The following is a 25220-nucleotide window of genomic DNA, read 5'->3' on the forward strand; positions in this document are numbered from 1 at the left end:
AAGTTCTGGAGGCAGCCTGGGCTTGAACACGAAGCATCACGCTCAGCCTGGCTGAACGCCAGCGTATCCCCCACGAGCTGGCACCGATGCTGACCTTGGCGAGGTGGGCGCATCACTGCACATCGCCCTATCGGCCCCGTATGCACACATGCAGCATCGTCGTGCGCGGGCCCGGGGGCAAATCAATCCCCCGCCGCGAACCGGATACGCAGAACCCGGGGCATCGGCAGAATCCAGCGGCGGAACGTGGTTGCTGCCACCGGCCCGAAAGCACGGCGGCAGCAACCAACCCTTCCGCTACGCGGATCACACTGCAAGATCCCAAAACAAACAGGGCTCACCCCTGGCCGGCAGGGCACTGACGAGCCGATGGTTCCATGGCGGGTCCTCGCGAGCAAGATCCAAAATTTCGAAATGTTTGTTTTGGGATTTTTAAGGGTTGACGCGTGACCGAAGTCACCGTAGCGTCGCCATCACCACAATCGCAGACATCGGGAGCATTCGTGCACGGAACCGCGGTGACAGACGAGGCCGTGCACCGTCGCGCCGCGGCACTCTGGGCGAAGACCGACCGCCGCGGAGGCGACCACTGGCTGCCTCTGCACCAGCACATGGCCGACTCGCTGCAGACCACCCAGGCCCTCTGGAGCGGATGGCTACCGCGGCAAGCGCGCGCCACCATCTGCCGGCTGACCGGCCTGAGCGACGACGACGCTGCCGCGCTGACGACGTGGATGGCGGCCACCCACGATGCAGGTAAGGCGACCCTATCCTTCCAGCTGCAGATTGGCGAACGCCCGGAACACGCCGCCTTCCGCAGCCGCCTCGAGGACGCTGGCCTACCGCTTCGCATGCCTCGACTGGAGGCGGGCCTCGAGCGCTTCCCGCACGGTCTCGCCTCACGGGTCATCGTGCAGCGGTGGCTGCGCGAACATGACGTCGATCCGGAGACCGCGCGCAGCCTGGCCGCCGTCCATGATGCCCACCACGGGCGGCCATCATCCCCCGGCCTGCGGCGCGCAGCCCAGCGCGCCGTGGACTCCTACCCTGTAGCCTGGCGCGAAGCCCAGGACTTCCTGTTGGGGGAATGCGCCGCCAAGAGCGGCATCTACGACGTGCTCCGGCGACTGGACCGGCCGCTCTTCGGCCCGGCGCAGAATCTGCTCACCGGCATCGTCATCATGGCCGACTGGATCGCCTCCTGCGTGGACTATTTCCCCCTGTGCCCACCTGGCGAACAGCCAACCCGCAGGGGCGACGAACTCGATGCCGTCGACCTCACTGCGCCGTGGGCCCCCGACGCAGTGACCGACGCGGACGCGCTGCTGGCCCGGCGGTTCCCCGCCCTGGCTGCGCACTCCCCGCGCGACGTCCAGCGCACAGCGGTCGACTGTGCGAGCGCCGGCACTGGCGCCGCCCTCCTCGTCATCGAGGCCGGGACCGGTGAAGGGAAGACCGAGGCCGCGCTCGGTGCCGCCGAGGCGCTCGCGGCGGTCACGGGGGCCGGCGGGGCGATCTTCGCGGCTCCCACCATGGCCACGGCCGATGGACTCTTTCGCCGAGTCCTCGGCTGGGCACAGGAAGCGACTCCCACCAGCGAGATCACGTCGATGTTCCTCGCCCACTCGAAGAGCGCACTCAATGCCGACTTCAGCATCCTGCGCCACGCAGGCTCATCCCCGGCAGCGCCCCAGGGCGTCGGCGCCGAACACGGCGACGTCATCGCCAGCGAGTGGATGTCCGGCAGGAAGAAGGGCCTGCTGTCGAACTTCTGCGTGGCAACGATCGACCAGGTGCTCTTCGCAGTCCTCCAGGGGAAGCACTCCATGCTCCGGCACGTGGCACTGGCAGGCAAGGTCGTCATCCTCGATGAAGTGCATAGCTTCGACGCCTACACGAATGCCTATCTGCTGCGCACCCTCGAATGGCTGGGTCGGTACGGCATTCCAACCGTCCTCCTGTCCGCCACGCTGACGCCCGAGCTCAAACGCCGGCTCTGCGGCGCCTACGGCGGCCAGCTCGGGCAGCCGACTGCGGCCAGCGAGGCTCCTGTCATCGACGGCGCCGCACCCTACCCACTCGTCACCCACGTCGATGCCTCCGGCATCGCCGAATATCCTGCCCGCTCGGAACAGCCTGAAACGCGCATCAGGCTCGGACGGCTCCCCGATGACCTGACCGCCCTCGTCTCCTGCCTGGGCGAGGAACTCGCAGACGGCGGTTGTGCCCTCGTCATCTGCAACACCGTCAGCCGCGCCCAGGACGCGTTCGAGGTGCTGGCCGCAGCCCATCCAGAGCAGTGCGAACTCCATCATTCCGCATTCGCGGCGGTGGATCGGGTGAAGAAGGAAGCCGAGCTCCGGGAGCTCTTGGGCCCGCATGCCCACAGAGACGGCAAGCGCCCACACACCCGCATCATCGTGGCCACGCAGGTCGCCGAGCAGAGCCTCGACATCGACGTCGACCTGCTTGTCTCCGACGTCGCGCCCATGGATATCCTGCTCCAGCGCATCGGCAGGCTGCACCGCCACGAGCGGCCCGCCACGGACAGGCCCGAGCGCTTGCGCGCACCTCGGGCACTGCTGCGAGGTGCGGACTGGACCGCGTCACCGCCGGTGTTTCCCCGTGCCTGTGAGGCGGTCTACGGCCGAGCGGCGCTGCTGCGGTCCGCGGCGGTGATCGAAGCAGAGGGCTGGGAGACGGGCGTGCTGCGGCCGGCCGCTGTCCCACGCCTCACACGCCTCGCCTATGCGCCGGACCTGCCCGCCCCACCCGGGTGGGCGGATGCCATGCATGCCGCGGACCAGGATTTCGAGGCGCGCAACTGCGCCGCGGAACGGCGCTCGCGCAGCTTCATGTTTCCCCCGCCAGTGGGCTCCGAGAGTCTGGACGATCAGTTCACCCGCCAGCATGCCGCAATCGATTCTCCCGGCGGCGCCGCGCAGGGTGCGGCTCAGGTCCGGGACACCGACCCGTCGATCGAGGTGGTCCTGGCAATAGGCGACCCCTCGTTCTACCGGCCGTTGCCCTGGCTCGATGGTGCCGGAGAGGCCGCCCTCGTCGGAGACGCAGAACCCCCCTCGCGTGCCGCGTTCGCACTGGCACGCAGCACCGTCAGACTCCCACTGCTCTTCTCCCGCGACCCCGAGCGCTTCGAACAGGTCGTGAAGCACCTCGAGACACGCACCCCCTCCGGTTGGAGGGAAAGCCGCCTGCTGCGGGGTGAGCTCGCCCTCTTCCTCGACGCTGAACTGCGCGGCTGCGTCGACGGGGTACCGCTCGCGTACTCGCCGGTCCTCGGCCTGCACCACGATCAGCGCCGGAACTCCCCCGCCTCCACGTCCGCCGCCGCGACGACCGCCGCCCGCGACGACACGCACAGCGACTCCCAGCCACCGCCGTCCATCACGAAAGCAGGGCCATGACTGACCGCGCATTCTCACTCCTCGACGAGCCCTGGGTGCTTTGCCGTCGCCGCGACGACAGCATCGTGGCCGTGTCGATCCGCGATGTCTTCGAAGACGACGGGACCCTCATCGCCGTCTGCGGAGAATCGCCCACCCAGGACTACGCCGTGCTGCGCACGCTCCTCGCGATCTTCTGGCGCGCTCACAGGCGAACCGAGGCGGACGTCTCCGGCACGTTCCGTTTCACGGCCTGGCGACGCGAGGCACTCAACGAGGCCCGCAGCGGCACGGCCGACGGGCGAGTGCTGGACTACGTCGCCGAATTCGCGCCGCGTTTCGATCTGCTCCACCCCACCGCACCTTTCATGCAGGTCGCGGACTTGGCGACGCCCAGTGGGGCCGTCTCACCGGTGAGCCGCATCGTCCCCGATGCGGAGAATGACTTCTTCACTTTGCGCGACGGCGAGGGACGCGAGTCCATCAGCTTCGCCGAAGCGGCCCGGTGGACCGTGCACACGCACGCCTACGATCCCTCGGGCATCAAGTCGGGTGCCCTCGGCGACCCCCGGGTCAAGGGCGGCCGTGGCTATCCCATCGGCGTGGGATGGTCCGGCATGACAGGGGGCACGATCGTCGAGGGCCGCACGCTGCGCGAAACCTTGGTGCTCAACACACCCAGGGCGGTGCTGCTCGCCGATGAGGCAGATCGTCCCGTCTGGGAGCGCCCACCAGATACGTCCATGGCACGTCCCGTCGAGGTGCCTGCCGGCGCTGCGGACATCGCCACCTGGCAATCACGGCGGATTCGCCTGTTCCACGACTCCGAGAACGTGCGCGCCGTATTGGTGAGCAACGGAGATCGCATCCCCGACGCGGGGGCCAACGTATTCGCCGATCCGATGACTCCCTACCGCTGGAGCAAGAACAAGTCCGTGGGCGGAAAGGTGGTCTACTATCCGCTGCCGTACCCGGTCGAGCGCACGATGTGGAAGTCTCTGGAGCCGCTCATCCTGCCGGAGGGCGAGTTCGCTCTTGGCAAGGGCGAGCACGCCCCCAAGCGCCCTGTGGTGCTCGACGCCCTTGGCGACGACTCCGAAGACATCAGCGATGACTTCGGAGATATCCGCGTGCGACTCGTCTCCGCTTCCTACGGACCACAGGATTCCACCCACGCCGCCAGCGTCGATGCCCACCTCGATGTCTCCCCACGGTTATTCGAAGCGGACTTCGCCGCGGTGCGCTCCGACGTCGTCGCCGCAGCCCGGGCGGCACTCAAGGCTGCGACCTGTTTGGGGCAATTCGGCGGCGACCTCCTGTTGGCCGCTGGCGGAGACTACGCCTTCCAGCCCGATCCCACCGAATCGCTTCTTGCCTCGCTGGAGCCGGATTTCCGTGACTGGGTACGGAAGCTCCGCCCGGAATCCGACGAAACGGTGGAGGCCGCGTGCGTCGATTGGCAGCGACACGTCACGAAGGAGGTGCTCGATCGTGCAACGGTGCAGGCAGCGGGCGCCGGCCCCCGAGCGCTCATCGGACGCGTGATCGCCACCGATACCTCCGAGCGAGTCGTGTCCGCGGCAACGGCCATGCGCGCCCTCCGCAAGCGACTCACTAGCGAGCTGCCTCTCGCCCCGGAACACTCTGCTTTTGCCAGCCCTTCACCCCAGCAGACGAATTGAGGTTGATCATGACAGAAACCACCCCTTCACCGAGCCCGGCTGCGGTGCAGCAGGACGACCCTGGCACCCCGGGCGCGGATACGGGTGCAGTCGATGACGCAGCCAAACCGAACCTGACGCAGTCACTGTTCGGCACGGCCGCCCGCTTGCAGGCCAGCTACCTGGGCCAGCGCGACCGGAGCGAACAAGCCGAGGCGCGCGCCTTCCTCGCCGGCCTGCGCAGAGCCGCCGGCCGCCGTGCAGCCGATGAGCCCATGCTGCTCCATTCTGTGCTCGCGGCGCTCACACCGCCGCTCTCTGCCAAGGAGCAGGGCAGTGGCGACGCTCCCACGCCGTCCGAATCCGCCGCGTTCGCGGCCCTGACACTCTTCGCCTGGCACATGCAGTCTGCGACAGCCCCCATGCACACGGAGAAGCGCAGCCTCGGCACGGCATTGGGCCTGCTCATGTCGAAGCGCTCGTCGCAGTCGCTCAAGCCGCGCTTCGACGCTCTGCAGCTTGCCCGCACCGAACGGAGCCGGCTCCAGCATGCTCGCTCGCTGATTTCGCTGCTGCGCACGGAGAGCATTGCCCTGGACTACGGACGTTTTGCCGGGGATCTGCGCAGCCTGGGGGGAAGCCGGCGCCAGACGGTCCTCCTTCAGTGGGGACGGGACCTTGCCAATCAGCTCCAGCATTCCCGCTCCGCGCCCCCCACTCCCGCCCAATCCTGACCGCATTCACCCCCACTACCGAAAGGCACACACCCATGTCACTCTTCATCGATATCCACGCGCTGCAGACTCTGCCGCCCAGCAACATCAACCGCGATGACACCGGCGCCCCGAAGACCGCCGTCTTCGGCGGCGTTCCTCGCCAGCGTGTCTCCTCACAGGCGTGGAAACGCGCTATCCGGCAGGACTTCAAGAACTCCCTGGGCGAAGAGGTGGTCGGGGTCCGCACCAAGCGCAGCTTCGACCTCGTCGTCGCCGAGGTGCTTCGCCTCACGGCCGAAGCAGGCGAGGAATGGACCAAGGAAGCCGCAGAGGAGGCGGTGGAGGGGCTGTACACCGCGGCGAAGATGAAGCTCAAGCCCACGCGGGAATCCGAGGGGCGCGAGTCGCACCTGGAAACGGGGTCGCTGCTCTTCCTCAGCCGACGCCAGCTGCGCGCAGCCGCTGAATTGGTCATCTCCGCAGAGGGGGCGAAGCCGACGAAGAAGGACGCGGACCGCGTCTTCGATACGGACCACAGCATCGATATCGCGATGTTCGGCCGCATGGTCGCGGAAGCGCCGGACTACAACGTCGACGCCTCGGTGCAGGTGGCCCACGCCTTGGGCGTGCACGAGTCCGAGCCCGAATTCGACTACTTCACGGCGGTCGACGACGTTGCCAGCGAAGCCGAGGAAACGGGTGCCGGCATGATCGGCACGATCCAGATGATGTCCTCGACCCTCTACCGCTTCGCATCCGTGAACCTCACCTCGCTGGCGGAGACCCTGGGCGACAGCGAGGCGGCCCGCCAGGCCGCGGTGGCATTCCTGCGCAGCTTCGTGGTCTCGCTGCCGACAGGGAAGCAGAACACGTTTGCCAACAGCACCCTGCCCGAGCTGGTCTACGTCACTGTGCGCAATGAGCGCTCGGTCTCCTTCGTGAACGCGTTCGAGGAGCCAATCGCTGCCGACGAGACCTCCGGCCGACGGGTGAAGGCCGCTGAGAAGCTCGCCGAAGAGGCGAAGAACGCCTCCACGTGCTTCGGATTCGCCCCCACCGCCGCCTTCGTCATCGGCGCCGACAATTTGGTCAAGCCGTTTGCCGCAGTGGGCACCCGAACCACCCTGCAGGAACTCGCCCCGCAGGTGACAGCGACCCTCGAGCAGCTCGCGACGGAGGGAGAGGACCGGTGACGGCAACGCTGCTGCTCAAGTTGAAAGGCCCCATGCAGTCGTGGGGCGCAGATAGCCGGCAGAAGCGCCGCGATACCCGACCGCAGCCTACGAAGTCCGGTGTGCTGGGCTTGATCGCGGCTGCGCAGGGCAGAAGCCGGGAAGCCGACTTGGAGGACCTGGCGCGGCTCTCCTTCGCCGTTCGCGTCGATGCCCCGGGAGAGGTGCTGCGCGACTACCAGACCGCCGAGGACCGCAGCGGGAAGACAAACCTCGTCTCTCGCTACTACCTCACCGACGCTGTCTTCGTCGTCGCGATCGAAGCGGCTGAGCGCGTCACCGTGGAATCGCTCAAGGCTGCGCTGGAGCGGCCCGTCTACCCGCTATTCCTAGGGCGCCGTTCGTGTCCCGCGAACAGAGACCTGGTCATCGGCATCAAGTCAACCGATGCAATCACGGCCCTGGTCGAGGAGAAATGGCACGCCACAGCGCACCATCAGCGTCGCCGACCTCAACACATCACATTGCCGATCTTCCGGGATGCGAAACCGGGCGAGGCCTCCCGCGGGGTGGCGGTGCGCGATGTGCCCGTGTCCTACAGCCAGGAGTTCCGGAAGTACGACTGGCGCACGGTTGTCGAAGACGAGCGGTACGCATCGATCGACAATCCGACGGGAACAGCGAGCCGTGACCCGTTCTTCGAGGCGGTGATCTCCGCGTGATCACCCTCACGAGGATTCTTGTGAATCCGCAGAAACGCCAGGCGCGGGAGCTGCTGTCCAATCCTCAAGCGCTCCACGCGGCCGTCCGCTCCGCATTTCCTCCCGATATCGATTCCACCGCCGCACGCATTCTGTGGCGGCTTGACCAGCGGCCGCAGTCACATGAGGTGACGCTGTACATCGTGGGGCCAGAAGAGCCTGATGCTGAGCATCTGGGTGAGCAGCTGGGGTGGCCCAGCAGGCCACCGGAGATTGCCGACTACACACCGTTCCTTGACAGGCTGCGCGTCGGCCAGGAGTGGGGGTTTGCGCTGCGCGGCAACCCTGTGCGCGCACTTGCCACGGAACGCGGCACTCGGGGACGTGTGGTGCCGCACGTGACAGTTTCCCAGCAGACCGCGTGGTTCACGGCACGCGCGGAAGCGGCAGGGTTCACCGTCGACAGCGACAATGGTCCGCGAGTCCGAGTCACCGAGCGGAACGACCTGAGCTTCAGGAAGGATGGCGGGCGGCGACGCATCCACCTGCGCACCGCACGTTTCGAGGGGGCTTTGCAGGTCACCGACACTCAGGCGCTTCGACACGCGCTCACCCACGGGATCGGGCGGGCCAAGGCCTACGGGTGTGGGATGCTCACGCTTGCCCGCCCTGAGTGAACCGCTGTGGTGAAGGGCACACCGCCACCCGTGCGGTCGGAACTTGCGACTGTGCGGAACCGGCTGTCGTTTCTCTACTGTGAGCACTGCACCGTGCACAGGGACGCCAATGCGCTGACGATCACCGACGAGCGAGGAACCGTCCACGTTCCCACGGCCGCGCTCTCCAGTCTGCTGCTGGGGCCGGGCACTCGCACAACGCATGCCGCGATGAGCGTGTTGGGAGATTCCGGAGTGACCGTGGTGTGGGTCGGTGAACGGGGCGTGCGCTTCTACGCCTGTGGGCGCCCGCTGGCGAAGTCATCGCGCATGGCCGAAGTGCAGGCAGCAGTTGTCTCGAATCAACGGAGGCGACTTCAGTCCGCCCGGAAAATGTATGCGCTCCGGTTTCCGGGCGAGGACGTCAGTGGTCTGACAATGCATCAGCTCCGGGGCCGTGAGGGTGTGCGCATGAAGCGGATCTACACCGCCGAGGCGCAGCGCACCGGGGTGCAATGGTCCCGGCGGCAGTATTCTCCGGACGATTTCGAGGCAGGCGATGACATCAACCGCGCGCTAACGGCAGCAAGTGCGGCCCTCTACGGCGTTGCGCACGCGGCGATCGTGTCGTTGGGGTGCATTCCTTCGCTAGGTGTGGTCCACAGTGGCACGGATCGTTCGTTTGTCTACGACGTTGCCGATCTCTTCAAGGCCGAGGTGTCCATCCCCGCAGCGTTCGATGCGGTACAGGCAGCGTCCGACTCAGGAGATGATCCCGCCGTCGCCGTGCGCCGACTTGTGCGCGACAGGATGGTGGGAATCAGGCTGATGCCCCGACTGGTCGAGGCGATCTTTTCCGTGCTGAACGAGCCCGTGTCGGACGAGCTTGTTGATGCTGACCTCGTGCTCTGGTCTGAGTTCGAGCGCGTGACAGCGGGTATGAACTGGGCTTCGGAGGATGTCAGATGATGACGCTCGTGTTGACTGCGGTGCCACCCGGGCTCAGAGGCGATCTGACGAAATGGCTCGCGGAGATCAGCCCCGGGGTGTTCGTCGGCAACCCCTCCGCCCGGATCAGGGAACTCGTCTGGGAACGAACGGTCGCCCTCTGTAAAGAGGGACGCGCCGTATTGGTGACGACGGCCGGCAACGAGCAGCGACTCGAGTTCCGCGTTCACAGATCCGCATGGGTGCCTGCCGATTTCGACGGTCTCACACTGATGCGCAGACCGGCAGACACTACCGCCACGCCACGGCGAACCGGTTGGAGCAAAGCTCGCGCACAACAGGCAGCCCGACGTCCGCCGCAGTTCGATGTCGAGCCGGAGGCAAGAGCGGCGGACAGCCTTGAGCCGCCAACTCGACCCTAAAACGGCAGACGCAAGTTGCACTCGGAACTCAGAGCAAGAGGTTAAAGTTCCTGGTGAGCAAGAGTGGTCCCCGCGCCAGCGGGGATGAGCCGCAGTGGACGGCGTTGAAGTCGGTGTTGTAGGTGTGGTCCCCGCGCCAGCGGGGATGAGCCGGAAGGACAGACCCGGCTCGCCGTCGAGAATGTGTGGTCCCCGCGCCAGCGGGGATGAGCCCACCGCCTACCTCGCCGGGCACCGCGACGGCGTGTGGTCCCCGCGCCAGCGGGGATGAGCCCCCCCAACCCCTTTCCTGACCCTCACACCTGACGTGGTCCCCGCGCCAGCGGGGATGAGCCCCGGTCCACGGCACTGTATGCGCCGGAGAGTCCGTGGTCCCCGCGCCAGCGGGGATGAGCCCTGTTCGAGCAGTGCATCACTGACGATCTCGGCGTGGTCCCCGCGCCAGCGGGGATGAGCCTCGTGCGGATATGGGTGAGTCGCAGGCGGACTAGTGGTCCCCGCGCCAGCGGGGATGAGCCCTAAGCCGGGCGATCCGTACCGCGGAGACGTGCGTGGTCCCCGCGCCAGCGGGGATGAGCCGCCCTCCGTCATGTCGTTGATGGACTTGACCTGGTGGTCCCCGCGCCAGCGGGGATGAGCCCAACCGAAAGGAACGACCATGACTGAGTACACCGTGGTCCCCGCGCCAGCGGGGATGAGCCCACGCCCCCACTCTCCACGCGCGAAGTTGCCCAGTGGTCCCCGCGCCAGCGGGGATGAGCCGCGGGTTGATTGTGAGCGTCGCCTTCTCCACGAGTGGTCCCCGCGCCAGCGGGGATGAGCCCTGGTCCGCGAGAGCGCTGCCGTCTTCGAGGCCGTGGTCCCCGCGCCAGCGGGGATGAGCCCGCGGGCATCGCCTGCGCCTGGGGGATCGCAGAGTGGTCCCCGCGCCAGCGGGGATGAGCCGAAGGAGATGGGGGACGCTCGCCCGGAGTTCGGGTGGTCCCCGCGCCAGCGGGGATGAGCCGACGACTCCATTTGCGCTACTTCTTATTGCTTAGTGGTCCCCGCGCCAGCGGGGATGAGCCCGAACGACTACATCTGAACTACTTGCGGCCCTTGTGGTCCCCGCGCCAGCGGGGATGAGCCGTGCTGGACGACGGACATGTTCTGGTTCAGGCGGTGGTCCCCGCGCCAGCGGGGATGAGCCCAAGGTGGCGTCCACGGGCAAGGCACAGAACGAGTGGTCCCCGCGCCAGCGGGGATGAGCCGCCCATCGACGCCAGGGGCTTGAGCTGGCCCTCGTGGTCCCCGCGCCAGCGGGGATGAGCCCGTTGAATCGTGGGCGGGCTTGCCGTCGATGGTGTGGTCCCCGCGCCAGCGGGGATGAGCCAGAACGCTCTCACCGAGCAGGCCAAGAGCATGGGTGGTCCCCGCGCCAGCGGGGATGAGCCCTGCAAGCCCGAGAAGGGCGAATGGACCGTTCGGGTGGTCCCCGCGCCAGCGGGGATGAGCCGGTCGCCACGCTGGCGATCTCTGGGGCGACGAAGTGGTCCCCGCGCCAGCGGGGATGAGCCTGAACGTGAACAACGTCTCCGTGGTGACATCGAGGTGGTCCCCGCGCCAGCGGGGATGAGCCCGGCCCGTTCGCCCTCGAGCTGTGCAACACCGAGTGGTCCCCGCGCCAGCGGGGATGAGCCCCATGGCGCCGGTATCCCTACCCAACATCAAGAGTGGTCCCCGCGCCAGCGGGGATGAGCCCGAGGGCTCAACGCTGGCTTTAACGAGCTGGGCGTGGTCCCCGCGCCAGCGGGGATGAGCCTGAGGGCGTTGGCCTCGGCCACAGAGCGGAATGGTGGTCCCCGCGCCAGCGGGGATGAGCCCATCTCGGCCCGCAGTCGGGAGGTGGGCTCGGTGTGGTCCCCGCGCCAGCGGGGATGAGCCCAAGCAGCTCGACAAGGCCAACGGCAAGCTGGAGTGGTCCCCGCGCCAGCGGGGATGAGCCCCAGGCGCCCGCCGCGGCAGCGACGTTGCTCGAGTGGTCCCCGCGCCAGCGGGGATGAGCCCGCCGACTGGTTGGCGCGACCCTTCTCAGTGGTGTGGTCCCCGCGCCAGCGGGGATGAGCCCGTGCGCCCTTCGCTCCCCCGCGGTGGAAGTGGGTGGTCCCCGCGCCAGCGGGGATGAGCCGCGTGTGAACTCGGCGCAGAAGCGTGTGACGGCGGTGGTCCCCGCGCCAGCGGGGATGAGCCGCCAGTTCCGCGACGCGCTGCGCGCCGTCCTTCGTGGTCCCCGCGCCAGCGGGGATGAGCCGAGACAGCCTCCGACCTCGCCGCCACCGCGTGTGTGGTCCCCGCGCCAGCGGGGATGAGCCCCGGTACGGGACTCCCGGCGAGCCTGTCCCGGTGTGGTCCCCGCGCCAGCGGGGATGAGCCCCGCGAGCACAGAGCGTGGGAGAACGCCTGGAAGTGGTCCCCGCGCCAGCGGGGATGAGCCCGGTTGGCGAACTCGACGGCAAGATGATTAAGGGTGGTCCCCGCGCCAGCGGGGATGAGCCCGCCTTGTACCACGCATCGGGGTCATCCGTATAGTGGTCCCCGCGCCAGCGGGGATGAGCCCGCCTTGCGAACCGCCGAGTCCACGGCCGCGACGTGGTCCCCGCGCCAGCGGGGATGAGCCGCAGGCGGCTCAGGCCGTCTGGGACTGGCTGAAGTGGTCCCCGCGCCAGCGGGGATGAGCCGACCAGCGGGTCGGCCTCGGCGCGAGCGTCGAGGTGGTCCCCGCGCCAGCGGGGATGAGCCCTGCGACCCGAGCACCGCGAGCTGCTTGCCGGCGGTGGTCCCCGCGCCAGCGGGGATGAGCCCCGAGCCAGTCCTCTCCGTTGATGGCGGCGCGGAGTGGTCCCCGCGCCAGCGGGGATGAGCCGGCCGCCATCACCGGCGTGACGCTGGCCTCGAAGTGGTCCCCGCGCCAGCGGGGATGAGCCGTCCCCGACGTCGGCGATGGCGTTGAGCAGTGCGTGGTCCCCGCGCCAGCGGGGATGAGCCCAGGTGGGCGGTGTGGATGATCATGCGCTCCCCGTGGTCCCCGCGCCAGCGGGGATGAGCCCAACATGGACACGCTCATCCGCATGGCGATCACGTGGTCCCCGCGCCAGCGGGGATGAGCCGCGAGGCGGAACGTCGCGTCGAGCCGGTTGATCGTGGTCCCCGCGCCAGCGGGGATGAGCCGAAGAGGGGGCCGCACCCCGAAAGGTGCGGCCCGTGGTCCCCGCGCCAGCGGGGATGAGCCCGCAGATCACCCGCCGGCGATGATCATCTACAAGTGGTCCCCGCGCCAGCGGGGATGAGCCCGCCCGCACGAAGGAAGCCCGCGGCCTCGAGATGTGGTCCCCGCGCCAGCGGGGATGAGCCCGACCAGACCCTAGCCCTAGTGAAAGGCATCTGGTGATCCCCGCGCCAGCGGGGATGAGCCCTGCCGGGCAACCTTCGCCGTGGTGGGCCCGTAGTGGTCCCCGCGCCAGCGGGGATGAGCCCGCCACCTCGTGGAAGCCGGGGGAGGCTCGTATGTGGTCCCCGCGCCAGCGGGGATGAGCCCCTCGAGCCGTGGGGTGCGTCGGGCTCGCGCAGGTGGTCCCCGCGCCAGCGGGGATGAGCCGCTCAACCTCACGCTGCCGAAGGGCGATGTGGGGTGGTCCCCGCGCCAGCGGGGATGAGCCCGCCGCATCCACCGTCAGGGTCTTCCACCCGCTGTGGTCCCCGCGCCAGCGGGGATGAGCCGAAGCACAAGCTCGGGCCCGGCAGCCTCGTGATGTGGTCCCCGCGCCAGCGGGGATGAGCCGTGGCGCCGCTACAACGGGGCCAACCCCCACGTGTGGTCCCCGCGCCAGCGGGGATGAGCCCCAGTCGTGGAAGAGGTACGTGTCCTGCTCGACGTGGTCCCCGCGCCAGCGGGGATGAGCCCCAGTCGTGGAAGAGGTACGTGTCCTGCTCGACGTGGTCCCCGCGCCAGCGGGGATGAGCCCTCGCCCTGCACCCCGCGGATGATGTAGTCACCGTGGTCCCCGCGCCAGCGGGGATGAGCCCCGACTGAGACAACCCCGGACCTGTCGGGCCTAGTGGTCCCCGCGCCAGCGGGGATGAGCCGACCAGGACCTCGACCCGGCCGGGCCCGCCATCGTGGTCCCCGCGCCAGCGGGGATGAGCCCCCGAAGCCGGGCACCCGCGGATACCTCAAGTGGTGGTCCCCGCGCCAGCGGGGATGAGCCCGACCCGCAGTCCGTCCTCGCGGCCACCGACGAGTGGTCCCCGCGCCAGCGGGGATGAGCCGCCGGCCAAGTACGCCGGCAACAAGGCCGAGGTGTGGTCCCCGCGCCAGCGGGGATGAGCCCTACGGCGCGAAGGTCGCGCAGGTCCGCCGCATGTGGTCCCCGCGCCAGCGGGAATGAGCCCGTCCACGTCGTCGCCCCGAAGTACAGCAACGTGTGGTCCCCGCGCCAGCGGGGATGAGCCCATCTCTAGCGACTCATCGCCGCAGTACAAGTGGTGGTCCCCGCGCCAGCGGGGATGACCCCACGGACGAGGCGGCCGGCTCGGAGCAAAACCACGTTGCTCCGGCCCGCAGACCGCCGAAGTACCGAATGGGTGGAGCTATGGAACGCGTGAGCGGGCCACTAATGGTCCTCTCGGGTGTGTCGCTGGGGTTTGCTGCCACGAAGTCGTACGTTGCGCCGGTGTGGCTGACTGCCCTGTCGGCGGGTGCCAGCGTGGTGGGGGTCGCCGTACTGATTGCTCGGGCGGCTGTGTACCGCGGCTGAGCACTGTCTGGGGTCGGGGAAGGTTGTTGCGCCGCAGGGGTGAAGGATTCTTCGAGCCTTACAAGTTCAGCCCTGCCTGAGTCGGCTGCAATGATCGGTTGCATGCCTAGGTGGCGGCGTGAGGTGATCGCGCTGTATTTGCAGAGCCGGCCTCGCCCGGTCACCCGCGAAAGAACAAACCGCGAAACGCTGCAGCCCAGCGAGGATAGGATGAGTGAGCAGCCGCGGCGGCGTCCCCGCCAGGTGTCGCCTACGAGTGTCACAGGTAAGGAGAAGCGCTTGACCAGCCCGTATATCTACATTTCCCTGGGGGCTGCCCTCGCGGCTGTCTCTGCCTCTGCCAGCACGCCTGCGTGCGTGTGGACGTTCGCTGTCGCCTCGGTCGTCAGCACCGGCACCGCGTGGTTCGTGTCCGCTCGGCGCCGGCGCGGCGCGCGCGGCCGGCGGTGAGTGGAGCCCACCGCCAGGGGAGCGACAGGCTCTAGTCTCATTGCGGCCCCCAGAAGACCAGGGAGGGAGAAAACTCCCGAGGGGAAGCACACCCAGGGCGCGGCCGCACAGCGGACGCCGCAGGTGCCCGCACCACACCACACACCGACCTACCGAAACACCACGAACCGCCAGAGAACCACACGGGACTGATGCACGATCAGGTGTCACATGATCTGTGGCGCCGTGCGGCGTTGCAGGGAAGGATGTGCGCCATGCCCGCTCCCTATCCCCAAGAGTTCCGTGAGGACGTCGTCCGCGTCGCGAGGAACCGTGAACCCGGCCAGAAGCTCTCCGTGATCGCGAAGGACTTCGGGATCTCCGAGTCCTGCCTGACGAATTGGATGCGCCAAGCGGACGTCGAGGACGGCAACCGGCCTGGGAAGACCCGTGAGGATTCCACCGAGCTGCGCGAGCTCCGACGCCGGAACCGGCTGCTGGAGCAGGAGAACGAGGTGCTCCGCCGTGCTGCTGCATACCTGTCCCAGGCGAATCTGCCGGGAAAATCCTCTACCCGCTCGTGAGCGAGCTCGCCGCCGACGGGATCCCCGTTGCGGTGTCCTTGCGGGTCCTAAAGCTCTCTCGCCAGCCCTACTACCGCTGGCGCAAACAGCAGGTCACCGAGGCCGAGCTGGTCGAGGCCTATCGAGCCAACGCGCTATTGGACGCTCACCGCGACGACCCGGAGTTCGGGTACCGATTCCTCGCCGGCGAAGCCGCTGAGGCTGGTGAGGTCATGTGCGAGCGGACCGCGTGGCGGATCTGCCACGACAACCAGTGGTGGTCCGTTTTCGGGAAGAAGCGCGCCAAGAACGGGAAACGTCCGGGACCGCCTGTCCACGATGACCTCGTCCAGAGGGACTTCACTGCCGATGACGTCAACGAGCTCTGGCTGACCGACATCACCGAGCACTGGACTGATGAGGGCAAGCTCTACCTCTGCGCGATCAAGGACGCCTTCTCCGGCCGGATCGTCGGCTACTCCATGAGTGACCGGATGAAGGCCCGCTTGGCGGTGAACGCCCTGGCCAACGCGGCAACGCGGCGCGGCGACGTTGCTGGCTGCATTGTTCACTCAGACCGCGGGTCGCAGGGCGGATTCAACTGGTTGTCGCAACACCTCGATCGAGAGGTGTTCAACGATGGTGACGGCGGATTGGAGCAAGAAGACCAGCGAAGTGCCCGTGAGTGCGCGTCGGCAGTGGCGTGCGGATCGGGCGTTGCGTCCGCCGATGCGCTCGCCCGGGCGGCCTGAGCCTTCGCGGGAGGTGCAACGGCAGTTCTGGCGTCTGATCGCGACGGGTATCACCTCCGCCGAAGCGGCGCTGACGGTGGGCGTGTCTGTGCCGGTCGGGACCCGTTGGTTTCGTCACGCTGGCGGCATGCCGCCGATCAGCCTCGCCCCGCCCACAGGTCGTTATCTGTCCTTCGAGGAACGCGAGGAGATCGCGCTTCTCCGCGCCAAGCAGCTCGGCGTGCGTGAGATCGCCCGCAGGATCGGCCGCGACCCGGGAACGATCTCCCGCGAGCTGCGCCGCAATGCCGCTACGCGCAGCGGCAAGCAGGAATACCGGGCGCTGGTGGCGCAGTGGAAGGCGCAGCAGGCGGCGAAGCGGCCGAAGAAGGCGAAGTTGGTGACCAACGCTAGGCTGCGCGAGTACGTCCAGGACCGTCTCGCCGGCAACGTCCGCCGACCCGATGGCAGCGTGGTCGTCGGCCCTGAGCCGCTGGCATGGAAGGGGCGGAACAAGCCACATCGGCAGGACCGGCGGTGGGCGATCGCGTGGAGCCCGGAGCAGATCTCACACCGCCTCAAGGTCGACTTCCCGGATGATGAGTCCATGCGCATCAGCCACGAGGCGATCTACCAGTCGCTGTTCATCCAGGGCCGTGGCGCGCTCAAACGCGAACTCGTCACCTGCCTGCGAACCGGTCGCGCACTCCGGCAGCCACGAGCTCGAGCGCAGAACCGTCCGCAAGGGCATGTCACCGCCGATGTCGTGTTCTCCGAACGTCCTGCGGAGGCGGCGGACCGCGCCGTTCCTGGGCACTGGGAGGGGGATCTGATCATCGGAACGGGCCGATCGGCGATCGGCACTGTCGTCGAGCGCAAGAGCCGCTCGACTCTGCTGGTGCACCTGCCCCGCCTGGAGGGCTGGGGCGAGAACCCATATGTGAAGAACGGTCCTGCACTGGGAGGCTACGGCGCCGTCGCGATGAATGCTGCTCTCGTCGCGACCATGACCAAGCTTCCAGAACAGCTTCGCAAGACACTCACCTGGGATCGCGGCAAGGAGCTTTCTGCGCATGCCCAGTTCGCGCTTGAGACGGGCACGAAGGTGTTCTTCGCCGACCCCCACTCGCCCTGGCAGCGGCCGACGAACGAGAACACAAACGGGTTGCTGCGTCAGTACTTCCCGAAGGGCACGGACCTCTCGCGGTGGTCGGCCGAGGACCTCGAAGCCGTCGCTCTCGCGCTCAACAACCGGCCACGGAAAAGCCTGAACTGGCGCACTCCCGCGGAAGTCTTCGAGGAGCAGTTACGCTCGCTTCAACAACACGGTGTTGCAACGACCGATTGAGCCCAAGCAGTTTCGATCCCGGAAGTTCGTCCACGCCCTGAACCAGCATCACCTCATCGGATCCATGGGCCAAGTCGGTGCTGCCGGTGATAACGCGGCGATGGAATCCTTCTTCTCGCTACTCCAGAAGAACGTCCTGGACCGGCGCCGTTGGCGCACCCGTGAGGAACTCCGGATCGCGATCATTACCTGGATCGAACGGACCTACCACCGCCGCCGGCGTCAGGCCCGCCTGGGCCGATTGACCCCCATCGAATACGAGACCATCATGAACCCGACCGTCACCCTGGCGGCCTAAACCAAGCTGACACCTGATCGTGCATCAGTCCCCACTGAGCACAGCCAACAAGCAGTAACAGCAGCCCCGAAGCACCCCACGAAAGACAGTGCTCCGCGTGGCAGCGGGGATGAACCCGGACCTTGACGAGGCCCTCGGCGGGGTAGTCGTGATCCCCGCACTAAGCGAACATGAGCCGCTCCATACGGCCACGTCTCCACCGCACCTCACGTGGTCCCCGCGCCAACGGGGACAACGTGCGACCCCCGCAACGAGAGCGCGCCTCGGGACTCCTCTTCCCAAGCCTCCAAGCATCAACGTGCCCGGATTGGGAGGCCTCACCCTGAACCACACCCTTCCGCCGACTCCACAATCCCCCACCCCACCACGTCCGAACCACCCGGCGACGCACCTCCATCCGCCCAGTTCAACCGCGGTTAACCGGTCGTTCGCACGGGGCCGATACGTTCGCGAAGTCCACCGAACGCACCGCTCTCCGGTCGCACTCCGCCCCAGCAGAAGGACACGATGAACGCCTCTCCCGCCCAGCCCAGCAGCCCCGTCGCTCCCGCCGCAGCCACTGCCCGCGCCGCGCGCCGCACGCTCCCGGCCGCCGCCGCACTCGCGGCCCTCGCCCTCGCGGCCGGCCCCGCGCTGGCCTCACCCGCCCAGGCCGCCGAGACAGACCCCTCGATCGCCGCGCTCAGCGAGTTCGAGTCCTACTGGACCCCCGCGCCCTACGACAAGGCCGATCCGGCGGGCACCGCGTTCCGCGGCAGCGTCACGCAGGAGGGCACCTCCATGCTCGGCCAGAACGACCGTACGCTCGTGGCCATCAACAACGCGGCAGACGAGGCCCAGCAGCACCGCGCGCTCATCGACGCGGACGAGGACTGGAAGCAGACCCTGCCGGATTCCCTAGGCCCGGTGCTGGGCAAGTACTTCGCGGAGGGCCTCGAGGACGGCTCGCTCGCGGAGACGAGCAAGGCGATCCAGGCCGCCGGCAAGGCCGCGAGCACGGGCGACGCGAAGAAGCACTTCAACTACCCCCGCCCCTTCATGGACGACCGCTCGCTGGACGGCAAGAACGATCTGCGCGGCCTCGAGAAGAAGCTCGGCATCAAGAAGGTCGCGGACTGGACGGACCCGGAGACGAAGAAGTCCCACACGGCCCTCTACGACGGCATGGTTGCCTCGCATTCGCAGGCGTTCCCGTCGGGCCACACGACGTATGCGTACCAGGTGGGCCTCGAGCTCTCGATGCTCGTCCCGCAGCTCGCCCCCGAGGTGCTCACACGCTCCTCCGAGGCCGGCAACAACCGCGTGGTCCTGGGTGTGCACTATCCCATGGACATCATGGGCGGCCGGATCCTCAGCCACATGAAGATGGCGCAGATCTTCTCCGACGGCACGTACCCGGAGGACACGATCAAGCCCGCGCAGTCCGAGCTGCAGGCCTACCTCGCCAAGCGCTGCAAGGCCGATGACCTGGGCTCCGACCTCGAATCCTGCATCGACAAGACGGGGGCTGCGGGCGCCAAGGGCTACGCGAACCCCGCCGTGGACGAGGTCTCGAAGAAGCCTGTCACGGACCGCGCCTCCGCGCTCACCGCCTTCCGCTCGCGCATGACCTACGGCTTCGCCAAGGTGGGCAAGGCCGGCGCCGCGCCCGAGGTGCCCGCCCAGGCGCCCGCGCTCCTCACCTCGGCGTTCCCCACGCTCAATGAGGACCAGCGCCGGGAGGTGCTCGCGGCCACGGAGATCGATTCGGGCTACCTGTTCGATGCGAGCTCGAAGGGCTGGCAGCGCATCGACCTGCCCGCCGCGACCAGCTCGAAGGTCACGCTGAGCAAGGACGGCACGGTCGTGAAGGTGGAGCCGGGCCAGTCGCGGGCCTCCGTCGTCACGGAGGCCGCCCCCACGCCGACGTCGCCCGCCCCGAGCCCCTCGGACTCGGCACCGGCGCCCGCACCCAGCCGCACCTCGGGCCCGGCGCCCACGGAGGAGCCCAGCCAGTCCCCCACGGCGAGTGCCCCCACGACCAGCGCCCCCGCACCGGCCCCCAAGCCCGGGGACGACGGCGACGACGACAACGGCAGCGGGCCCGGCAAGCTGCCGCGCACCGGTGCGGAGCTGGGCGCGGCGCTCGCTGCCGCGGCCGCGGCCGTGGGCCTGGGCGGCGGGCTTGTGGCGCTGACCCGGCGCCGGAAGCGCGCCGAGCGCGACTGACCGCCAGCCGGCACCACCGCCCCACGCAGACGGCGGGCCGGCCGGGAGCCCAACGCGATGCCTCGCGTTGCTGCTCCCGGCCGGCCCGCCGCAGCCGTGTTCGGAGCCCGTGAGCCCCGGGCTCCCTCAGAGTTCCGCGCCCGGGCGCGGGGGGCTCAGATGCCCAGTTCGCGGGCGATGAGCATGAGCTGGACCTCGGTGGTGCCCTCCCCCACCTCGAGGATCTTCGAATCGCGGTAGTGGCGGGCCACGAGGTACTCGTTCATGAAGCCGTAGCCGCCGAAGACCTGCGTGGCATCGCGGGCGTTGTCCATCGCGGCGTCGCCGGCGACCAGCTTCGCGATCGCCGCCTCCTTCTTGAAGGGCAGCCCGGCGATCATGCGCGAGGCCGCCAGGTAGTAGGCGGCGCGGGCGGCCACGACGCGGGCCTCCATGCGGGCGATCTTGAACGAGATCCCCTGGTAGTCCTTGATGGGGTGGCCGAACGTGCGGCGCTCCTTGGAGTAGCGCACGGACTCGTCCACGCAGCCCTGCGCGGCGCCCACGCTCAGCGCGGCGACCGCGATGCGGCCCTCGTCCAGGATGCGCAGGAAGTTCGCGTACCCGCGGCCGCGCTCGCCCAGCAGGTTGCCCTCCGGCACCTGCACGCCGTCGAACGTGAGCGGGTGCGTGTCCGAGGAGTTCCAGCCCACCTTGTCGTAGGCGGGCTCGGCCGTGAAGCCCGGCGTGCCCGTGGGGATCATGATCGTGGAGATCTCCGGCTTCTCCGTACCGTCCTTGCCGGTGCGCGTGCCGGTGACCGCGGTGGCGGTGACGAGCTTCGTGATGTCCGTGCCGGAGTTCGTGATGAAGCACTTCGAGCCGTTGACGGTCCACTGGCCGTCCTCGAGCCTGGCGCGGGTCTTGGTGCCGCCGGCATCCGAGCCCGCCTCCGGCTCCGTCAGGCCGAACGCGGCGAGGCCCTTGCCGTCGATCACCTGGGGCAGCCACTCGCGCTTCTGCTCCTCCGTGCCGAACCGGTAGATGGGCATGGCGCCCAGCGAGACGCCCGCCTCGAGGGTGATGGCCAGCGACTGGTTGACGCGGGCGATCTCCTCGATCGCCAGGCACAGCGCGAAGTAGTCCCCGCCCATGCCGCCGTACTCCTCGTCGAACGGCAGTCCGAACAGGCCCATCTCGCCCATCTTCGCCACCTGGGCATAGAGGAACTCGTGCTTGCGGTCGGCCTCGGCGCTGACCGGGGCGACCTCGTCGTCGGCGAACTTCGCGACGGACGTGCGCAGGTCCTCGTACTCGTCGGGCAGCATTCCGGGGGTGAACATCGTGGGCCTCCTGTGGGCGGGTGCGGATTCGGTTGGAGTGTCTGTGGGGTTCGCCGAGGCGCCTCAGCCGGCGGTGCCGGCCGCATCGGCCACGCCGGTCTCGCCGGCTGCGTGTTCGGCCGCGGGGGCCGCGGCATCGGCGGCGACGACGGTGGCGAGCACCTCGTCGAGGGCCACCTGGGCGCCGGCGGCGGCGAGCACGTGGACGATGCCGTCGACGGGCGCGCGCAGCACGTGCTCCATCTTCATCGCCTCGACGACGACGACCGGATCGCCGGCCGCCACCTCGTCGCCGTCGGCGGCGCGCAGCTCGATGACCGAGCCCGGCATGGGCGCGGTGATCTCCGCGCCCGCCGCGGACGGGTCGAGCGTGGAATCGGCCTGCGGACGGGAGAACGAGTAGACGCCGCGCTCGCTGGCCACCCACAGCGTGCGGGTGGCGGAGTCGGCCCACAGCCGGGCGCGCTCGTCCACGCCGGCCAGGCGCAGCGTCCAGTCCAGGCCGTTGCCGGCCAGGCGCGGGAACGCGTGCACGACCTCGCGGCGCTCGCCGCCCCAGCTCAGCGGCACGGTGCGCGCTCGCTCGGGGCGCGCCGAGCGCCAGCCGTCCCAGGCGCCCCAGGCCGATGCGTCGTCGCCGGCGAACTCGACGAGCAGCGGCCCGTCCTCGCTCGCATCGGCTCCGGCGCGGCCCAGGGTGGCGACGACCGCGCCCGCGGCGAACTGGATGTCCGCCTCCCCCGGCTCATGGGCCAGGTCCGCGGGATCCATCCGGTCGATGAGCCCCGTGTCGAGGTCGCCTGCGCGCACGTCGTCGCGGCCGATGAGCGTGCGCAGGAAGTCGATGTTCGTCGTGATGCCCGGCACGGCGGAGCGGCCCAGCGCCCACTCGAGGCGGGCGAGCGCGGTCGCACGGTCCGGGCCGAACGCGATGAGCTTGGCGATCATGGGGTCGTAGTCGCTGGCCACGCGCTGGCCGGCCTCCAGGCCGGCGTCCACGCGGATGCCCTCGCCCGCCGGGAACTCGACGTCGAGCGCCGTGCCGCCGGTGGGCAGGAAGCCGCGGGCGGGGTCCTCGGCGTAGATGCGGGCCTCGACGGCGTGGCCGGTCAGGGCGATGTCGTCCTGGGCGAGGCCCAGCTCCGCGCCGGCGCCGATGCGCAGCATCCACTCGACGAGGTCCACCCCGGTGACCTCCTCCGTCACGGGGTGCTCCACCTGCAGGCGGGTATTCATCTCCATGAAGAAGAACTCATCGGGCTGGTCGGCGGAGACGATGAATTCCACCGTGCCGGCACCGCGGTAGCCCACGGACTTCGCCGTCTGCACCGCCGCCTCGCCGATCCGCGCGCGAGTGGCCTCGTCGAGCAGTGCCGAGGGCGCCTCCTCGATGACCTTCTGGTGGCGGCGCTGCAGCGAGCACTCGCGTTCGCCCAGGTGGACGACGTTGCCGTGCTCGTCGGCGAGCACCTGCACCTCGATGTGGCGCGGGGTGGCGACGAGGCGCTCGAGGAAGAGCGTGTCGTCGCCGAACGAGCTGGCGGCCTCACGGCGGGCCGCGGCCAGCGCCTCGGGCAGCTCGGCGGCCTCGAAGACCGCGTGCATGCCCTTGCCGCCGCCGCCGGCGGAGGGCTTGATGAGGATGGGGAAGCCGATGTCGGCCGAGGCGGCGATGAGCCGCTCGTCGGTGAGGCCGGGCTCGGCGATGCCGGGGACCAGCGGCACGCCGCGCTTGGCGACGGCCTGCTTGGCGGTGATCTTGTCGCCCATCGTGCGGATGGCATCCGCGGTGGGGCCCAGGAAGACGATGCCCGCCTCCTCGCACGCGGCGGCGAAGGCCGCATTCTCCGACAGGAACCCGTAGCCGGGGTGGATGGCCTGGGCACCGGTCTCGCGGGCCGCGGCGATGACCCGGTCGATGGACAGGTAGGACTCCGAGGCGGCGGCCGGGCCCAGGCGCACGGCCTGGTCAGCGGCGCGCACGTGGGCGGCATCGGCGTCCGCATCCGAGTACACGGCAACGGTGGCGATGCCCAGGCGCGCGCACGTGCGCATGACGCGCAGTGCGATCTCGCCGCGGTTGGCGATGAGGACCTTGTCGAACATGGCGATCACATCCTGAAGACGCCGTTGCCCGGCGCGTCGAGCGGGCGGGACAGGGGCGCATGGCGGGCGGCCTCGAGGGCCAGCGCGAGCACGCGGCGGGTGTCGGCGGGCTCGATAATCCCGTCGTCCCACAGCCGCGCGGTCGAGTAGTACGGGTTGCCCTGGTCCTCGTACTGCTGGAGGACGGGGGCCTTGAACTCGGCCTCCTCGTCTGCCGACCAGTCGCCGCCGCGGGCCTCGATCTGGTCGCGCTTGACGGTGGCGAGCACGCTGGCGGCCTGTTCGCCGCCCATGACGGAGATGCGGCTGCTGGGCCACATCCACAGGAAGCGCGGCGAGTAGGCGCGGCCGCACATCGAGTAGTTGCCGGCGCCGTACGAGCCGCCGATCACCACGGTGAACTTGGGCACGCGGGCCGTGGCGACGGCGTTGACCATCTTGGCGCCGTGCTTGGCGATGCCGCCGGCCTCGTAGTCGCGGCCCACCATGAAGCCGGTGATGTTCTGGAGGAACACGAGCGGGGTGTCGCGCTGGTCGCACAGCTCGATGAAGTGGGCGCCCTTCATGGCGGATTCGCCGAAGAGCACGCCGTTGTTGGCGACGATGCCCACGGGGTGGCCGTCGATGTGGGCGAAGCCGGTGACGAGGCTCGTACCGTACTCGGCCTTGAACTCGTGGAAGAGCGAGCCGTCGACGATGCGCGCGATGACCTCGCGCACGTCAAACGGCGTGCGCAGGTCCGCGGGGACCACCGAGGTGAGCTCGGCGGGGTCGCGGGCGGGCTCGGCCGGCTCGCGGCGCTCCCAGCTGGGCGCGGCCGGCGGGGCCAGGGTCGTGACGATGTCGCGCATGATCTCCAGCGCGTGCTCGTCGTTGGCGGCCAGGTGGTCCGTGACGCCGGAGACCCGCGAGTGCAGCGCTCCGCCGCCCAGCTCCTCGGCGGTGACCTCCTCACCGGTGGCGGCCTTGACCAGCGGCGGGCCGCCCAGGAAGATCGTGCCCTCGTTGTTGACGATGATGGACTCGTCCGCCATCGCGGGGACGTAGGCGCCGCCCGCGGTGCACGAGCCCATGACCGCCGCGAGCTGCGGGATCCCCGCAGACGACAGCGTCGCCTGGTTGTAGAAGATGCGCCCGAAGTGCTCGCGGTCGGGGAACACGTCGTCCTGGTTGGGCAGGTTCGCCCCGCCCGAGTCGACGAGGTAGATGCAGGGCAGCCGGTTGTCCTTGGCCACCTCCTGCGCGCGCAGGTGCTTCTTCACCGTCATGGGGTAGTACGTGCCGCCCTTGACCGTGGCGTCGTTGACGACGATGACGCACAGCCGCCCGGCCACGACCCCCAGGCCGGTGATGATGCCGGCACCGGGCGAGGCGTCGTCGTACATGCCGTTGGCGGCCAGCGCGGAGAGCTCGAGGAAGGGCGTGCCGGGATCGAGCAGGTGCTCGAGGCGCTCCCGCGGGAGCATCTTGCCGCGGTCCGTGTGCCGCCTGCGGGCGGACTCCGAGCCGCCCAGCGCGGTCTGCGCGGTGCGGCGGCGCAGCTCTTCGGCCAGCGCTTCGTGCGCGGCGCGGCGCTCCTGCGCGACGGCAGGATCCGGCGGCGTCCCGAGGGTCTTCATCGACTTCTCTCCCACGTGGTCCGGGGCAACCCACCCGGCTGACCAGCGCGCATGCTGCGCTGCCGGGGGTGGATCGCGGTGCGCGGGCCGTGCCGCACGGGCGGCCGGGTGCGCGAATTTCGG

Annotated in this window: 15 protein-coding genes, 1 pseudogene and 1 CRISPR repeat array; of the genes and pseudogenes, 13 read left to right on the forward strand and 3 right to left on the reverse strand. The window is 69.2% G+C overall.

Annotated elements, in window-relative coordinates:
* The first annotated feature begins 446 nt into the window (after window positions 1–446).
* From cas3 to BRM1_RS07490, 13 genes and pseudogenes are all read left to right on the forward strand, one after another.
* Entirely contained in the window at window positions 447–3425 is a 2979-nt protein-coding gene (cas3, locus tag BRM1_RS07430) for a CRISPR-associated helicase Cas3' (RefSeq protein ID WP_268524897.1), read from the forward strand.
* Entirely contained in the window at window positions 3422–5086 is a 1665-nt protein-coding gene (gene casA / locus BRM1_RS07435) for a type I-E CRISPR-associated protein Cse1/CasA (protein WP_268524900.1), read from the forward strand. Before cas3 ends, casA begins: the two co-directional genes overlap by 4 nt.
* Before the next feature lie 8 nt (window positions 5087–5094).
* Window positions 5095–5799, forward strand: coding sequence for a type I-E CRISPR-associated protein Cse2/CasB (gene casB / locus BRM1_RS07440; RefSeq protein ID WP_268524901.1), 705 nt, complete (start codon window positions 5095–5097; stop codon window positions 5797–5799).
* A 35-nt stretch (window positions 5800–5834) separates the two neighbouring features.
* On the forward strand, window positions 5835–6974 hold the full coding sequence (gene cas7e, locus BRM1_RS07445; protein WP_268524903.1) for a type I-E CRISPR-associated protein Cas7/Cse4/CasC: 1140 nt from the start codon (window positions 5835–5837) through the stop codon (window positions 6972–6974).
* A complete protein-coding gene (gene cas5e, locus BRM1_RS07450) occupies window positions 6971–7675 on the forward strand; it encodes a type I-E CRISPR-associated protein Cas5/CasD (protein WP_268524905.1) in 705 nt (234 codons plus the stop codon). The genes cas7e and cas5e overlap by 4 nt, the downstream gene beginning before the upstream one ends.
* The gene (gene cas6e / locus BRM1_RS07455; RefSeq protein ID WP_268524907.1) at window positions 7672–8331 is read left to right on the forward strand and encodes a type I-E CRISPR-associated protein Cas6/Cse3/CasE; all 660 of its coding nucleotides are present in this window, start codon (window positions 7672–7674) and stop codon (window positions 8329–8331) included. Before cas5e ends, cas6e begins: the two co-directional genes overlap by 4 nt.
* A gap of 93 nt (window positions 8332–8424) precedes the next feature.
* On the forward strand, window positions 8425–9279 hold the full coding sequence (gene cas1e, locus BRM1_RS07460) for a type I-E CRISPR-associated endonuclease Cas1e (protein ID WP_268524908.1): 855 nt from the start codon (window positions 8425–8427) through the stop codon (window positions 9277–9279).
* Window positions 9276–9680 carry a type I-E CRISPR-associated endoribonuclease Cas2e gene (cas2e, locus tag BRM1_RS07465; protein WP_268524910.1) on the forward strand — a complete coding sequence of 135 codons (405 nt, stop codon included), beginning with the start codon at window positions 9276–9278 and terminating at the stop codon, window positions 9678–9680. The genes cas1e and cas2e overlap by 4 nt, the downstream gene beginning before the upstream one ends.
* A gap of 63 nt (window positions 9681–9743) precedes the next feature.
* Window positions 9744–14229: a CRISPR direct-repeat array (repeat unit 28 nt; unit sequence GTGGTCCCCGCGCCAGCGGGGATGAGCC).
* Between the two features lie 948 nt (window positions 14230–15177).
* Window positions 15178–15486, forward strand: a complete 309-nt coding sequence (locus BRM1_RS07470; protein WP_202411138.1) for a transposase — start codon at window positions 15178–15180, stop codon at window positions 15484–15486.
* Window positions 15483–16217: a DDE-type integrase/transposase/recombinase gene (locus BRM1_RS07475; RefSeq protein WP_268524916.1), complete on the forward strand. Its 735-nt coding sequence runs from the start codon at window positions 15483–15485 to the stop codon at window positions 16215–16217. The genes BRM1_RS07470 and BRM1_RS07475 overlap by 4 nt, the downstream gene beginning before the upstream one ends.
* Window positions 16195–17544, forward strand: coding sequence for an IS30 family transposase (locus BRM1_RS07480; protein ID WP_442864352.1), 1350 nt, complete (start codon window positions 16195–16197; stop codon window positions 17542–17544). Before BRM1_RS07475 ends, BRM1_RS07480 begins: the two co-directional genes overlap by 23 nt.
* 7 nt (window positions 17545–17551) lie before the next feature.
* Window positions 17552–17842: pseudogene (locus BRM1_RS07485) on the forward strand (IS3 family transposase); the annotation flags it as partial.
* A gap of 507 nt (window positions 17843–18349) precedes the next feature.
* Window positions 18350–20050 carry a phosphatase PAP2 family protein gene (locus BRM1_RS07490; RefSeq protein WP_268524918.1) on the forward strand — a complete coding sequence of 567 codons (1701 nt, stop codon included), beginning with the start codon at window positions 18350–18352 and terminating at the stop codon, window positions 20048–20050.
* A 155-nt stretch (window positions 20051–20205) separates the two neighbouring features.
* Here BRM1_RS07490 and BRM1_RS07495 read toward each other — a convergent pair whose 3' ends face one another.
* The 3 genes from BRM1_RS07495 to BRM1_RS07505 form a co-directional block, all read right to left on the reverse strand.
* Window positions 20206–21372 (reverse strand): acyl-CoA dehydrogenase family protein, encoded by a 1167-nt coding sequence (locus BRM1_RS07495; protein WP_268524919.1) that lies wholly within the window; start codon window positions 21370–21372, stop codon window positions 20206–20208.
* A gap of 63 nt (window positions 21373–21435) precedes the next feature.
* Window positions 21436–23478: an acetyl/propionyl/methylcrotonyl-CoA carboxylase subunit alpha gene (locus BRM1_RS07500; RefSeq protein WP_268524921.1), complete on the reverse strand. Its 2043-nt coding sequence runs from the start codon at window positions 23476–23478 to the stop codon at window positions 21436–21438.
* Window positions 23479–23483: 5 nt separating this feature from the next.
* Entirely contained in the window at window positions 23484–25097 is a 1614-nt protein-coding gene (locus BRM1_RS07505) for a carboxyl transferase domain-containing protein (protein WP_268524924.1), read from the reverse strand.
* Window positions 25098–25220 lie beyond the last annotated feature (123 nt).

It is taken from the genome of Brevibacterium sp. BRM-1 (assembly GCF_026802075.1).
GTDB lineage: Bacteria > Actinomycetota > Actinomycetes > Actinomycetales > Brevibacteriaceae > Brevibacterium > Brevibacterium rongguiense.